Annotated in this window: 10 protein-coding genes; all 10 read left to right on the forward strand. The window is 41.2% G+C overall.

Going from position 1 to position 15,044, the window contains the following annotated elements; translation table 11 throughout:
• Nucleotides 1-250, forward strand: a 250-nt coding sequence (locus ACK2WI_RS07010) for a transposase (RefSeq protein WP_409150190.1), incomplete at its 5' end; no start/stop codon positions are given.
• A gap of 585 nt (nucleotides 251-835) precedes the next feature.
• Nucleotides 836-2,059, forward strand: a complete 1,224-nt coding sequence (locus ACK2WI_RS07015) for a DUF5009 domain-containing protein (protein WP_409150191.1) — start codon at nucleotides 836-838, stop codon at nucleotides 2,057-2,059.
• A 12-nt stretch (nucleotides 2,060-2,071) separates the two neighbouring features.
• On the forward strand, nucleotides 2,072-3,088 hold the full coding sequence (locus tag ACK2WI_RS07020) for a glycoside hydrolase family 18 protein (protein ID WP_409150192.1): 1,017 nt from the start codon (nucleotides 2,072-2,074) through the stop codon (nucleotides 3,086-3,088).
• Between the two features lie 82 nt (nucleotides 3,089-3,170).
• On the forward strand, nucleotides 3,171-4,394 hold the full coding sequence (locus ACK2WI_RS07025; RefSeq protein ID WP_409150193.1) for an FG-GAP repeat domain-containing protein: 1,224 nt from the start codon (nucleotides 3,171-3,173) through the stop codon (nucleotides 4,392-4,394).
• Nucleotides 4,395-4,547: 153 nt separating this feature from the next.
• Nucleotides 4,548-4,991, forward strand: coding sequence for a 50S ribosomal protein L11 (rplK, locus tag ACK2WI_RS07030; protein WP_185211031.1), 444 nt, complete (start codon nucleotides 4,548-4,550; stop codon nucleotides 4,989-4,991).
• 22 nt (nucleotides 4,992-5,013) lie between these two features.
• The gene (gene rplA / locus ACK2WI_RS07035; RefSeq protein ID WP_093098561.1) at nucleotides 5,014-5,712 is read left to right on the forward strand and encodes a 50S ribosomal protein L1; all 699 of its coding nucleotides are present in this window, start codon (nucleotides 5,014-5,016) and stop codon (nucleotides 5,710-5,712) included.
• Nucleotides 5,713-5,714: 2 nt separating this feature from the next.
• Complete coding sequence (gene rplJ / locus ACK2WI_RS07040) at nucleotides 5,715-6,233, forward strand: 50S ribosomal protein L10 (RefSeq protein WP_409150194.1); 519 nt, start codon at nucleotides 5,715-5,717, stop codon at nucleotides 6,231-6,233.
• Between the two features lie 82 nt (nucleotides 6,234-6,315).
• Nucleotides 6,316-6,696: a 50S ribosomal protein L7/L12 gene (rplL, locus tag ACK2WI_RS07045; protein WP_093098564.1), complete on the forward strand. Its 381-nt coding sequence runs from the start codon at nucleotides 6,316-6,318 to the stop codon at nucleotides 6,694-6,696.
• Nucleotides 6,697-6,859: 163 nt separating this feature from the next.
• Nucleotides 6,860-10,669, forward strand: a complete 3,810-nt coding sequence (rpoB, locus tag ACK2WI_RS07050) for a DNA-directed RNA polymerase subunit beta (protein ID WP_185211030.1) — start codon at nucleotides 6,860-6,862, stop codon at nucleotides 10,667-10,669.
• A gap of 73 nt (nucleotides 10,670-10,742) precedes the next feature.
• Nucleotides 10,743-15,020, forward strand: coding sequence for a DNA-directed RNA polymerase subunit beta' (gene rpoC / locus ACK2WI_RS07055; RefSeq protein WP_312696287.1), 4,278 nt, complete (start codon nucleotides 10,743-10,745; stop codon nucleotides 15,018-15,020).
• The last annotated feature ends 24 nt before the right edge of the window (nucleotides 15,021-15,044 follow it).

Below are 15,044 nucleotides of genomic sequence, written 5' to 3' on the forward strand. Positions count from 1 at the left end.
CCAATCCGGAAGCAGCGTAAGAAAAAGGGCCAGGACCAGTCCCATCAGCGACAAAAACATGAAGGCAATCCTGTTCAAGGCAGCTTCATCGGCGCTACAACATGACCCACAGCTCAAAAATTATTATAAAAGGAAAACGGAGGAAGGAAAACATAAACTATCTGTAATCAACGCTATTGCAAACAAAATTATATTGAGAATATTCGCAGTGGTAAAAAGAGATGAACCATTTGTGAAATTATCAGCATAATTGTTTGCTTTTATCTTAGAATGCTCACCAACCAAGGATGGGCCAAGATCATATTCCGATGGTTGGGCGGTATCTTGGCTCCGCTGATTGTCTCTCAACCTTTGTGGGTATGATCCCCGAGCGGAGTCGAGGGGGAGTTGATCCTTGCTGTGGGTGATCCTTCAGCGTCATCTCGACTTCGCTCGATGATCCTTTAGGATGCTATTGATGGTAATCTCGGCTTCGCTGAGCTTACTATGTATCCCTCACAAGCACATTTCCAATTCTGAACGATCAGTGAAGAATCTGTACGTCAATGTATACTACATTTTGTCATCCTGCACCTAAGGTGCAGGACCTGTACGCCAATGCAATTATGGTTTGAATAGTTCCGAGATCGTTCCTTCGTCACGATGACACAGAAAAGGGAATAGGTCTTGGCCCGTCCTCTCACCCCGTACCCTGAGCGGCATCTCGCCTCCGCTCCTTTAGGACACTATTGATGGTCATCTCGGCTCCGCTCGATGATCGTCTGGGATCGGCTTGCTTCATAGCAATCAAGTCCGATTCAATTTTGTATATTTAGGAATTGAATTACCTAAATTAATGATGTCGAAGTCACCATCCATTTCTTCTTATCCGCCTGAACCTAAGAAATTACGGGTTCGTGCTATTGATATTATGCGAGGCTTGACCTTGTTCTTGATGTTGTTTGTCAATGATCTTTTTATTCCTGGTGTACCGAAATGGCTGCTGCATACGGAAGCTGATGTGGATGGGATGGGATTGGCAGATTGGGTGTTTCCGGGCTTCCTTTTTATGGTGGGGATGGCTATTCCTTATGCGGTGGCTGCTAGACGGAAAATCGGTGAACCGACTTGGCAGATCTGGTTCCATATCATCAGCAGGTCGATTAGCTTGATCATTATTGGACTATTGGTGGTTAATTCCAGCAGCTTAAATCCGGAAATGACGGGCATGAACAAGTTGCTGTGGATAGGGTTGGTCTATGTCTGTATATTTTTGATCTGGAACAACTATCCAAAGGACAGGAACAAAAACCTTTTTATTGGGCTGAAGTTGTTGGGAATAGTAGGGCTGCTTGGTTTAGCCTATATATTTCGGGCTGGAACTCCAGAATCACCGACTTGGTTTGAGAAGAGTTGGTGGGGTATTTTAGGGCAGATCGGTTGGGGATATTTGGTTGCAGGTTCGGTCTATCTGCTGCTTCAGGACAAGCTTTGGGCTGCATTCTTGGCAATTATCTTTTTCTTATTCCTGAATGTGGCATCCTTAAGCGGATGGATTCCGCAGCTGTTTTCTTTCCAAGAGTTTTTTGATGTGGTCCTTCATGGTAATGTGCCGATGATTGTCCTTTCAGGAATGGCAGCGACCTTGATTGTTAAGAAATATTCAAAGGATTGGAAGAAGCTGGCCATTTATTTATCCATGTATGGCCTTATTAGCTTGCTAGTGGGCTTGGTATTCCACCAATGGTTCATCGTATCCAAGATCCAAGCGACCCCTTCCTGGGGCATGCTTTGCAATGGGATCAGCATTATGCTATTTGTTCTGGTCTATTACTTTATAGATGTCAGGAGGTATAATAAATTTAGTCGGCTGTTTGAGCTGGCGGGTCAAAATTCATTGACCACCTATTTGGCTCCAGACCTGATCTATTTCTTGGTTTGGGGATTCGGAATACCCTTGTTTTTCTATAAGCAGCCTGACCAGATGTGGTTAGCTGTATTGGGTTCCTTGCTATGGGCCTATTTAATGCTTTGGTTTGGCATCTTGTTGAACCGTTTTGGTATAAAACTTAAACTATAATATCATAATACTATGAAAAGAAATCACACGAACAAGCTGATCCTAATGGCTCTGATTATGCTGTTTGCAGTTCCCTTTACCTTGGTTGCCCAAGGTAAGAAGCCTGTAATCATCGCTTATGTTACTTCGGGGAAAGGTCCGATGCCTGACCCTAATCTGATCAGCCATATTAATTATGCCTTTGGTCATGTCAATGAGACTTTCAATGGGGTGAAAGTGGATAACCCAGCAAGATTAAAAGAAATTGTAGCCTTGAAAAAGAATCATCCGGATCTGAAGATCTTGTTGTCGATCGGTGGCTGGACTTCTGGTCGATTCAGTGAAATGGCAGCTGATAAGGACAATAGATTGGGCTTTGCTAAAGATTGCCAAAAGATCGTAAAGGAATTTGATCTGGATGGAATCGATATTGATTGGGAATATCCGACCAGTGATGAAGCGGGCATATCTTCCTCTCCAGATGATACCAAGAACTTTACTCTTTTAATGCAGGATATCCGTAAGGCAATCGGTCCGAAAAAATTATTGACCCTAGCGACCATAGCAGATGGAAAATATATTGATTTTAGAGCGATCGATAAGGATATTGATTTTGTGAATATCATGATGTATGATGTCTCAAAACCTCCATTGCAACATAATAGTCTATATAAATCGGATCTTGCTGGACGTATTACCTTGGTAGAAGCCTTGCAAGCCCATATTGATGCCGGTGTTCCGAAGAACAAATTGGTGATGGGGATTCCATTCTATGGAAGAGGAGATAAAGTGCAGGTGAGTGATTTTGTGATGTTCCGAAACATACCCAAGTTGACCCAGTTTGAAGAAAAATGGGATGATGAATCGAAGGTACCTTATTTAGTGGACAGCACCGGGAAGTTGGTGTTGACCTTTGAGAATGAAAGGTCGATCCGGGAAAAGGCTGCCTATATCAAATCCCAAGGCATCCTTGGGGCCATGTATTGGGAATTTAAAGGGGATGATGATCAGCTGACCTTGAGTAAGGCGCTGTATGAAGGGCTGAAATAGGGTCTACAAACAAATGTTGCTGTAAACTGTTGATAATAAGTAGTTATAGACACAATTTCTGTAAACCTTAAAAAATAAGCTTATGATTATTCTAAATTTTAAGCCCAAATATTTGGGCTATGCATTGATTTTTCTTGCCCTAAGCCAAGGATATACTGTTTTTGCACAGGATAATGAGACCGCTTATTTTTCTGACGTTACAGAAGGCAGCATACCCCTGGATCCAAAAACGCATGCTTTGGATGTTGCTTTGGTAGATGTGAATGGAGATGGCGCATTGGATGCCATCTTTGCGCTGGAAATGCAACCCAACCGTCTTTATATCAATGATGGCAATGGTAATTTCACTTGGAAGAAGGATGTTTTTGTGAATGAAAATAACGATACAGAGCATGTGCGTGTTGCCGATATGGACAATGATGGTTTTTCAGATGTGATATTCGTCGCTGAAGACAATAAAACCCATGAATATTATTTAGGAAATGGGGATGGCACCTTTCGGAATGTTTCAGACCGTTTGTTGGGCAAGAGTGAGGGCAATGGATTGGATATAGGGGATGTGAATGGAGATGGGTTGCCGGATATCGTTATTGGTAATACCGGCGAAGGGGCAAGAACCTTTATTTGGTTAAATGATCCGAATAAACCGGGCTACCTGATTGATTCGGCGCCGGGAAGTCTGCCTGACAACATGGACGAGGTGCAGTCGGTCAAATTATTTGATGCCGATGGCGATGGTGATTTAGATATGGTATTGGGTACCGAAACTCCACCGAGCCGATTGTATTTCAATGATGGAAAGGGAAAATTTACAGAACAGGAGGGTGCTTTGCAAACCACAGAGCCCTTGCATAGTCGGGAGGTCATCGTATTCGATGCCGATAAGGATGGAAAGGATGATATTTTCTTTGCCAACCTGACCAGTAATGGTGGAAAGAAGGAGCGAAACCCTACGGGACGTTTATTTATTAATAAAGGTGAGGGAAAATTTGTCGATGAGACAGATGCCAGGATCCCTGCCTATGAATTTTCAACCTATGCCTGTAATGTGATCGACTATGATCGCGACGGGGATCTAGATATAATATTGAGTGCATTGAAGATTCCGCCCTTTGAGGCGATGCAGGTCCAGGCCTTGAAGAATGACGGTTCGGGCAAGTTCAGTTTTGCCACAGAGGAGGCCATTCCGAAGGTGACGGTGGAGCGAGCCTGGGGGATCGATGTGGGGGATGTGAATGGGGATAAGATTCCGGACTTGATGATCGGTGCCTGGGGGGACCAAGTGCGCTTATTATTAGGTAAATAAAAAAAGAAAAAATACTTTTTTATTATCAGATATTTAGTTATCTTTGCACCTCGTTTGGTTGCAAAACTATGTTTTGTTGCCATCGAGAATTAAATGTTACGTTATTGCTTCCAACTTACTAACAAACATTTAACAAATTAAATCACAGAAAAAATGGCAAAAGAAGTCAGTGCGTTAGTAAAATTACAAGTGAAGGGCGGAGCTGCGAATCCATCTCCACCGGTAGGACCTGCATTAGGTGCTAAAGGTGTGAACATTATGGATTTCTGTAAGCAATTTAACGCTCGTACGCAAGACAAACCAGGTCAAGTATTACCTGTTGTGATCACTGTATATGCCGACAAATCTTTTGATTTTATCATTAAAACTCCACCGGTAGCTGTTCAATTAAAAGATGCAGCGAAGCTTAAGAGCGGATCGGGAGAGCCTAACCGTAAGAAAGTTGCTTCCATTTCATGGGATCAAGTAAAACAGATTGCGGAAGATAAGATGCCAGATTTGAATGCATTTACTGTAGAATCAGCTATGAGAATGGTTGCTGGTACAGCGCGTAGTATGGGTATCACTGTATCTGGTGATGCTCCTTGGAAAAATTAATTAACGAAATCAGTTTAAGAAAGTGGCTAGATTAACAAAAAATCAAAAAGCGGCACTATCCAAAATTGAAGCTGGTAAAGCATACTCTTTGAAAGAAGCTGCGGCTTTAGTAAAAGAGATCACCAACACCAAATTTGATGCTTCTGTGGATATCGACGTTCGTTTGGGCGTAGATCCTCGTAAAGCAAATCAAATGGTTCGTGGTATTGCAACATTGCCACACGGTACTGGTAAGACGGTACGTGTATTAGTTTTATGTACTCCTGACAAGGAAGAAGAAGCTAAGGCGGCAGGTGCAGACTACGTAGGTCTTGATGACTATATCAGCAAAATCGAAGGTGGTTGGACTGACGTTGACATTATCATCACAATGCCTAGTGTTATGGCGAAAGTAGGTAAATTGGGTCGTATTTTAGGTCCAAGAAACTTAATGCCTAACCCTAAAACAGGAACAGTAACTCCAGAAGTTGGAAAAGCTGTGACTGAGGTAAAAGCTGGTAAGATCGACTTCAAGGTTGACAAAACAGGTATCATCCACACTTCAGTTGGTAAAGTGTCTTTCGACGCAGATAAAATCTATGACAACGCATTAGAAGTGTTACAAACAATTTCACGTTTGAAACCGTCTGCAGCAAAAGGAACGTACTTCAAGAGTATTCACATTTCTTCAACTATGAGTCCTAGTATTCATATTGAAACTAAATCAGTAGCAGGAATTTAATCATGAGAAAAGAACTTAAACATGAAATTGTTGAAGCTTTAGCAGAACAGATTAAATCTTACGGCAATTTCTATATTGCTGACACTGCTAATCTGACTGTAGAAAAGGTGAATAATATTCGTCGTAAATGTTTCGAGCAGGGAATCGAGATTAAGGTTGTGAAAAACACCTTGATTAAGAAAGCGTTGTTAGAGGCGGGTGTAGATTCAGAAGAGATCTTTGGCGTATTAAAAGGAGCTTCAACCCTAATGTTTTCCGAAATAGGGAATGCTCCAGCGAAATTGATCAAACAATTACGTAAAGAAGGTGACAAGCCAGTATTAAAAGCAGCGTACATTCAAGAGACTGCTTTTGTGGGCGACAACCAACTTGACGCATTAGTGACCCTTAAATCTAAGGAAGAACTTATTGCAGACGTTATTGCTTTACTTCAATCTCCTGCGAAGAATGTTATTTCTGCGCTTCAATCAGGCGGAAATACAATTTCAGGCTTAGTAAAAGCTTTAGAAGAAAGAGGCTAACGAACCCTCAGTTTAATAACAAACGTTCGTTAAATTTTAATTAACAATTTTTTTAAAAGAACATTCAAAAATTCAAAATAAAATGGCAGATTTAAAACAACTTGCTGAACAGTTAGTTAACTTAACAGTAAAAGAAGTTAAAGAATTAGCTGATATCTTAAAAGACGAATACGGTATTGAGCCTGCTGCTGCTGCTGTAGCTGTTGCTGCTGCTCCAGGTGCTGGTGATGGTGCTGCTGCTGCTGAAGAGAAAACATCTTTCGATGTGATCTTGAAAGAAGCTGGTGGTCAGAAATTAGCTGTCGTAAAATTAGTTAAAGATTTAGCTGGTTTAGGCTTGAAAGAAGCAAAAGACTTAGTTGACGGTGCACCTAAAGAATTAAAAACAGGTGTTTCTAAAGACGAAGCTGAAGCTTTGAAAAAACAATTAGAAGAAGCTGGAGCTGTTGTTGAGATTAAGTAATCTCGCATAATGCACCAAAAACTTAGACTCTGATAGTCCAAATCTATCAGAGTCTATTCCTGTTTATAAATATAGTGTATGGATCAAGCCCCTGCTGATGCTTGATCGGAAGACGGAATCAGCAGATGTTAGCTCAGTTTTTTAAAACTAAATTCTTATTCCCTTGGCAAACAATAATATTCAAAAAGAAAGAGTAAATTTTGCGACAAGTAAGAAGGTGATTGATTATCCGGATTTCTTGGACGTACAATTAGAGTCTTTCAAGGAGTTTTTTCAATTAGAGACTACTTCTGACAACCGCCATCAGGAAGGGCTTTACAAGGTTTTCGCAGAAAACTTCCCTATTTCTGATTCAAGAAACATCTTTGTGCTAGAGTTTTTGGATTATTTCATTGATCCACCGCGTTACGATATCCAAGAGTGTATTGAGCGTGGACTGACTTATAGCGTACCTTTAAAGGCTAAATTGAAGTTGTCTTGTAATGATGAAGAACACGAAGATTTCGAAACCATTGTACAAGACGTGTATTTAGGAACCATTCCGTACATGACTCCAAAAGGTACTTTCGTGATCAATGGAGCTGAACGTGTTATCGTTTCTCAATTGCACCGTTCCCCTGGTGTGTTCTTTGGTCAAAGTAGACATACCAATGGTACTAAACTTTATTCTGCTAGGGTTATTCCTTTTAAAGGTTCTTGGATCGAGTTTGCTACAGACGTGAACAACGTGATGTATGCTTATATCGACCGTAAGAAAAAATTCCCAGTTACTACCTTGTTACGTGCAATCGGTTTCGATTCGGATAAGGAAATCTTAGAGCTTTTCGACCTTGCAGATGAAGTTAAAGTTAGTAAATCTGGATTGAAGAAATACGTTGGTCGTCGTTTAGCGGCTAGGGTATTGAACAAATGGACAGAGGATTTCGTGGACGAAGATACAGGTGAAGTAGTATCAATCGACCGTAACGAGATCATCCTTGAACGTGAAACCATATTAGAAGAAGACCACATTGACCTGATCATCGACGCTGGAGTGAAATCCATTATCCTGACCAAGGAAGATGAGTCAAACAATGCGGACTATTCGATTATATATAACACTTTACAAAAAGATACTTCCAACTCAGAGAAAGAAGCGGTAGAGCATATCTATCGTCAATTGCGTAACGCAGAACCACCTGATGAGGAAACTGCACGTGGTATCATTGACCGTTTGTTCTTCTCGGATAAACGTTACGATTTAGGGGATGTGGGTAGATACCGTATCAACCGTAAATTGAAACTTGATACACCGTCGGATACAAAAGTTTTGACTCGTGAAGATATCATCGCTATCGTGAAGTACTTGATCAACTTGATCAACTCGAAAGCTGAGGTGGATGATATCGACCACTTATCTAACCGTCGTGTTCGTACGGTAGGTGAGCAATTATATGCGCAATTCGGTGTAGGTCTAGCTCGTATGGCTCGTACTATCCGTGAGCGTATGAACATTCGTGATAACGAGGTGTTTACGCCTACTGATTTGATTAATGCTCGTACATTGTCATCAGTGATCAATTCATTCTTCGGAACGAACCAGTTATCACAGTTCATGGATCAAACCAACCCATTGGCTGAGATTACGCACAAACGTCGTCTATCAGCTTTAGGTCCAGGTGGTCTTTCTAGAGAGCGTGCCGGTTTCGAGGTACGTGACGTTCACTATACGCACTACGGTCGTTTGTGTACAATTGAAACTCCAGAGGGTCCAAACATTGGTTTGATTTCGTCATTGTCAGTTCATGCGAAAATCAATAACCTAGGATTTATCGAAACTCCATACCGTATCGTTTCTGATGGTAAGGTTGTGGTTGATAAACCAGTTGTTTATTTATCTGCTGAAGATGAAGACGATAAGACAATTGCGCAAGCAAATGCTCTATATGATGATAAAGGTAATTTCTTAGATGCTAAAGTAAAAGCTAGATATGAGGGTGACTTCCCAATTATCGAGCCTGAGAAATTAGACTATATGGACGTTTCTCCGAACCAGATTACATCAATCGCGGCTTCATTGATTCCTTTCTTGGAGCATGATGATGCCAACCGTGCATTGATGGGTTCGAACATGCAACGTCAAGCAGTTCCATTGTTGCGTCCGCAAGCACCGGTTGTAGGTACTGGATTGGAAGCTCGTGTAGCGAAAGATTCACGTACATTGATCAATGCTGAAGGAAACGGAACAGTAGAATATGTAGATGCACAAGAAATTCACATCCGTTACGATAGAAACGACAACGATCGTTTGGTATCATTCGACGATGATGTGAAAGCATATAGATTGACCAAGTTCAAGAAAACCAACCAGAATACTTGTATCAACTTGAAACCGATCGTTACGAAAGGACAGAGAGTTGAAAAAGGTCAGGTATTATGTGAAGGCTATGCAACCGAGGACGGTGAATTGGCATTAGGTAGAAACTTGAAAGTGGCATTCATGCCTTGGCAAGGATACAACTTTGAGGATGCGATCGTAATCTCTGAGCGTGTAGTATCACAAGATTTATTCACTTCATTACACATTGAAGAGTTCGAACTTGAAGTTCGTGACACAAAACGTGGTGAGGAAGAATTAACAGCTGATATCCCTAACGTTTCTGAAGAAGCTACGAAAGACCTTGATGAGAACGGTATTATCCGTGTTGGTGCTGAGGTTGGCGAAGGTGATATCTTAATTGGTAAGATTACTCCAAAAGGAGAGTCTGATCCTTCACCAGAAGAGAAGTTATTACGTGCGATCTTTGGTGACAAAGCTGGTGACGTGAAGGATGCTTCATTGAAAACTCCACCATCAATCAAAGGTGTGGTTATCGATACGAAGTTGTTCTCTCGTGCGAAGAAAATGTCTAAAGAAGTTGAACGTAAAGCTTTAGAGAAACTAGAAGTTGCTCATGATAGAAACATCAAGATTCTTAAAGATCGTTTAGTTGAGAAATTATTCACGATCGTAAATGGTAAGACCTCACAAGGTATTTACAATGTTTACAAAGAATTATTGGTAGCTAAGGGCGCTAAGTTTACTCAAAAGATCCTTACTGATCTTGACTATAACAACGTTAATCCTACAGGATGGACAACTGATGATGACAAGAATGACATGATCAAACTTGCATTGCACAACTACAACATTAAAGTTAATGAGGAGTTAGGTGCATTCAAGCGTGAGAAATTTGCAATCTCTGTCGGTGATGAGCTTCCATCGGGTATCGTTCAAATGGCGAAAGTATATGTTGCCAAAAAACGTAAGCTGAAAGTAGGTGACAAAATGGCGGGACGTCACGGTAACAAAGGTATTGTTGCACGTATTGTACGTGATGAAGATATGCCTTTCTTAGAGGACGGAACTCCAGTTGATATCGTGTTGAACCCACTAGGGGTACCTTCGCGTATGAACCTTGGACAGATCTATGAAACTGTATTAGGCTGGGCAGGACAAAAATTGGGCGTTAAATTTGCTACTCCAATCTTCGATGGTGCTGAAATGGACCAAGTAGAAGAGTGGGTTGAAAAAGCAGGTTTGCCTAAATCAGGTCGTACTTACCTATACAATGGATTGACAGGTGATCGTTTTGACCAACCTACAACAGTTGGAGTAATCTACATGTTGAAATTAGGACACATGGTTGATGATAAGATGCACGCACGTTCAATTGGTCCATACTCGTTGATTACTCAACAACCATTAGGTGGTAAGGCACAGTTCGGTGGTCAGCGTTTTGGTGAGATGGAGGTTTGGGCGTTAGAGGCATTTGGTGCATCCAACATCCTTCAAGAGATCTTAACTGTAAAATCTGATGATGTAGTAGGTCGTGCGAAAACTTACGAGGCAATCGTAAAAGGAAACAACCTGCCAACTCCATCGGTACCAGAATCGTTCAACGTATTGGTACACGAGCTACGCGGATTAGGTTTAGATATCACATTAGATTAATCAAGCAAATTAAGCTTAAGAGGGTGAATAACCTTCTTAAGCTTTCACATACAGCTTTAACTTTTTACTAAGTATGTCTTACAAAAAAGATAACAAAATCAAAAGTAACTTTACATCGATTACGATCAGCTTAGCGTCTCCAGAGACTATTTTGGAGCGTTCAAGTGGTGAGGTTACTAAACCAGAAACTATCAACTACCGTACTTATAAACCAGAACGTGATGGTCTATTCTGTGAGCGTATTTTCGGTCCAGTAAAAGACTACGAATGTCACTGTGGTAAGTACAAGCGTATCCGTTATAAAGGGATCGTTTGTGACCGTTGTGGTGTTGAAGTTACAGAGAAGAAAGTACGTCGTGAGCGTATGGGACACATCAACTTGGTGGTTCCGGTTGCTCATATCTGGTACTTCCGTTCTCTACCTAACAAAATTGGTTATTTATTAGGCCTTCCAACGAAGAAGTTGGATATGATCATCTACTACGAAAGATACGTGGTTATCCAAGCTGGTATCAAAGAAGAAGATGGTATTTCATACATGGATTTCTTGACAGAAGAGGAATATTTAGATATCTTAGATACTCTTCCGAAAGAAAACCAATACTTGGATGACAACGATCCTCAGAAATTCATCGCTAAGATGGGTGCAGAGGCATTGGAAGATTTGTTGAAACGTCTAGACTTAGACCAATTGTCATACGATCTTCGTCACCAAGCAGCTAACGAAACTTCTCAACAACGTAAAAACGAGGCGTTGAAACGTCTTCATGTTGTAGAGGCTTTCCGTGGTGCTAATGATCATATCGAAAACCGTCCGGAATGGATGATCGTTAAGATCGTACCTATTATTCCACCAGAGTTACGTCCTTTAGTTCCTTTGGATGGTGGTCGTTTTGCGACTTCAGACTTAAATGACCTTTACCGTCGTGTAATTATCCGTAACAACCGTTTGAAGCGTTTGATCGAGATCAAAGCTCCAGAGGTAATCTTACGTAACGAGAAACGTATGCTTCAAGAAGCAGTTGACTCGTTATTCGATAACTCACGTAAGGTAAATGCGGTTAAGACTGAAGGTAACCGTGCTTTGAAATCTTTATCGGATATCCTTAAAGGTAAGCAAGGTCGTTTCCGTCAGAACTTATTAGGTAAACGTGTTGACTACTCGGCTCGTTCGGTAATCGTCGTTGGTCCTCACTTGAAATTACACGAGTGTGGTCTTCCTAAAGATATGGCTGCTGAGCTTTATAAACCGTTCATCATCCGTAAGATGATCGAAAGAGGGATCGTAAAGACAGTGAAGTCAGCGAAGAAAATTGTAGATCGCAAAGATCCAGTAGTATGGGATATCCTTGAGAACGTATTGAAAGGTCACCCAGTATTACTAAACCGTGCACCTACGCTTCACCGTTTGGGTATCCAGGCTTTCCAACCGACTTTGGTAGAGGGTAAAGCTATTCAATTACACCCATTAGTGTGTACAGCGTTCAACGCCGATTTCGACGGTGACCAGATGGCAGTTCACTTACCATTAGGTAATGCTGCAATTTTGGAAGCCCAAATCTTGATGTTGGCAGCACACAACATTCTTAACCCTGCAAACGGTTCTCCAGTTACAGTACCATCACAAGATATGGTATTGGGTCTTTACTATATTACTAAAGGCCGTAAAACTGACGATAGCCGTGTGATGAAAGGTGAAGGAAGTACTTTCTATTCAGCAGAAGAGGTAATCATTGCCTTGAACGAAGCAAAAGTAGATCTTCACTCGTTTATCAAAGTTAAAGCTCGTGTTAAGACTAAAGAAGGAGAATTCAAAGATCAAATCATTGAAACGACTGTGGGTCGTGTGATCTTCAACCAAATCGTTCCAGAAGAGGTAGGTTACATCAATGAATTATTGACTAAGAAATCACTTCGTAATGTCATTGGAGAGATCGTAAAGAACACGGGTATGGCTCGTGCAGCGAAATTCTTGGATGACATGAAAGAATTAGGATTCCAAACAGCATTCAAAGGTGGTCTATCGTTCAACCTTCAAGATTTGAACATCCCTGCTGCGAAAGCTGATTTGATCACTCAAGCTACAAACGAAGTTGAAGAAGTAATGAACAACTATAACATGGGTTTCATTACGAACAACGAACGTTATAACCAAATCATCGATATCTGGACACGTATCAACAACAAGTTGACAGCGCACGTTATGGATATCCTTTCGAACGACAACCAAGGTTTCAACTCTGTTTACATGATGTTGGATTCAGGAGCTCGTGGTTCGAAAGAGCAGATCCGTCAGTTATGCGGTATGCGTGGTTTGATGGCGAAACCTCAGAAATCAGGTACTTCAGGTGGTGAGATTATCGAAAACCCGATCCTTTCAAACTTCAAAGAAGGTTTGTCAGTATTGGAGTACTTTATCTCTACCCACGGTGCGCGTAAAGGTCTTGCCGATACAGCGTTGAAAACAGCCGATGCGGGTTACTTAACTCGTCGTTTACATGACGTTGCTCAAGATATGATTGTTGTTGAGCAAGACTGTAACGGTTTACGCGGTATCTATACAACAGCGCTTAAGGATAATGACGATATCGTTGAACCATTGTACGACCGTATTTTAGGACGTACGCCATTGAACGATGTTGTACATCCTGAGACAGACGAATTGATCGTTGCTGCAAATGATGATATCACTGAAGAAATTGCTGAGGCAATCGAGAATGCAGGAATTGAAGGGGTTGAAATCCGTTCTGTATTAACTTGTGAGTCTAAGCGTGGAGTTTGTGCATGTTGTTACGGACGTAACTTAGCGTCAGGAAAACGTGTTCAATTAGGTGAAGCTGTTGGTGTAATTGCTGCTCAGTCAATCGGTGAGCCGGGTACACAGTTGACACTTCGTACATTCCACGTCGGTGGTACGGCATCTAACATTGCTGCTGAATCTTCGATCATCTCTAAATACGATGGTAAAATCGAATTTGAGAACGTTCGTACAGTAGAAAAAGAAGGTGAATTTGGTCCTTACCAAGTTGTATTGGGTCGTTCAGGAGAGATTAAAGTTGTAAATGACGATAAGAAAGTCCTTTACCAACAAATCATTCCTTATGGATCGAACCTATACGTTAAAGAAGGAGAGAAAGTTGATAAAGGAACTAAGTTGGTTGACTGGGATCCATACAACGCTGTAATTATCTCTGAATTTGCGGGTAAGGTAGAATTCGATGCGATTATCGAAGGTATTACTTACCGTGAGGAATCTGATGAGCAAACTGGACACAAAGAGAAAGTGATCATTGAGACTCGTGATAAGACTAAAAACCCGATGATCAAAGTCTTGGATAACAAAGGTGAAATCATTCGTTCATATAACATTCCAGTAGGAGCACACGTTTCGGTATCTGATGGACAAAAAGTAAAAGAAGGTGCGATCTTAGTTAAGATCCCTCGTTCTACAGGTAAGACCCGAGATATTACGGGTGGTCTTCCTCGTGTAACGGAGTTGTTCGAGGCTCGTAATCCTTCAAACCCAGCAGTTGTTACTGAAATCGATGGTGTTGTGACCTTAGGTGGTGTTAAACGTGGTAACCGTGAGATTTCTATCGAGTCCCGTGACGGACAGGTGAAGAAATACTTAGTTCCACTTTCGAAACACATCTTGGTACAGGATAATGACTTTATCAAAGCGGGTATGCCGCTTTCAGATGGTCAGATTTCTCCTTCAGACATCTTATCGATCAAAGGTCCTTCTGCAGTTCAGGAATACATTGTGAATGGTATCCAAGAGGTTTACCGTCTACAAGGTGTGAAGATCAACGATAAACACTTTGAAACCATCGTTCACCAAATGATGCAAAAAGTGAACATCGAAGATCCAGGAGATACTCGTTTCTTAGAAAAAGAAGCTGTAAACAAATGGGACTTCATGGAAGAAAACGATTCACTTTACGACAAGAAAGTGGTTGTAGATGCAGGTGATTCTAAATCATTGCGTCCAGGACAGATCGTAAATCTTCGTAAATTACGTGAAGAAAACTCTAGCTTGAAACGTCAAGACTTGAAATTAGTGGAAGTGCGTGATGCCATTCCAGCTACTTCTAGTCCATTGTTGCAAGGTATTACAAGAGCTTCATTAGGTACGAAATCGTTTATCTCTGCTGCTTCCTTCCAGGAAACTACCAAAGTATTGAATGAAGCTGCTATCGCAGGTAAACGTGATAACTTATTAGGATTGAAAGAAAACGTTATTGTTGGACACTTAATCCCTTCAGGTACAGGTTTACGTCAATACAGCAACATCATCGTTGGTTCTCGTGAAGAATACGATCAGTTGTTGGCTTCTAAGGAAGAAGATTAATACAGAAAGATTTAGGAATTAAAC

Source organism: Sphingobacterium sp. BS-2 (genome assembly GCF_046161205.1).
Classification (GTDB): domain Bacteria; phylum Bacteroidota; class Bacteroidia; order Sphingobacteriales; family Sphingobacteriaceae; genus Sphingobacterium; species Sphingobacterium mizutaii.

Bases quoted from the DNA above. Each gene is read 5' to 3' on its own strand.
- rplK (WP_185211031.1), top strand. From the start codon at position 4,548: ATGGCAAAAGAAGTCAGTGCGTTAGTAAAATTACAAGTGAAGGGCGGA.
- ACK2WI_RS07015 (WP_409150191.1), top strand. From the start codon at position 836: ATGATGTCGAAGTCACCATCCATTTCTTCTTATCCGCCTGAACCTAAG.
- ACK2WI_RS07025 (WP_409150193.1), top strand. From the start codon at position 3,171: ATGATTATTCTAAATTTTAAGCCCAAATATTTGGGCTATGCATTGATT.
- ACK2WI_RS07020 (WP_409150192.1), top strand. From the start codon at position 2,072: ATGAAAAGAAATCACACGAACAAGCTGATCCTAATGGCTCTGATTATG.
- rpoC (WP_312696287.1), top strand. From the start codon at position 10,743: ATGTCTTACAAAAAAGATAACAAAATCAAAAGTAACTTTACATCGATT.
- rplJ (WP_409150194.1), top strand. From the start codon at position 5,715: ATGAGAAAAGAACTTAAACATGAAATTGTTGAAGCTTTAGCAGAACAG.
- rplL (WP_093098564.1), top strand. From the start codon at position 6,316: ATGGCAGATTTAAAACAACTTGCTGAACAGTTAGTTAACTTAACAGTA.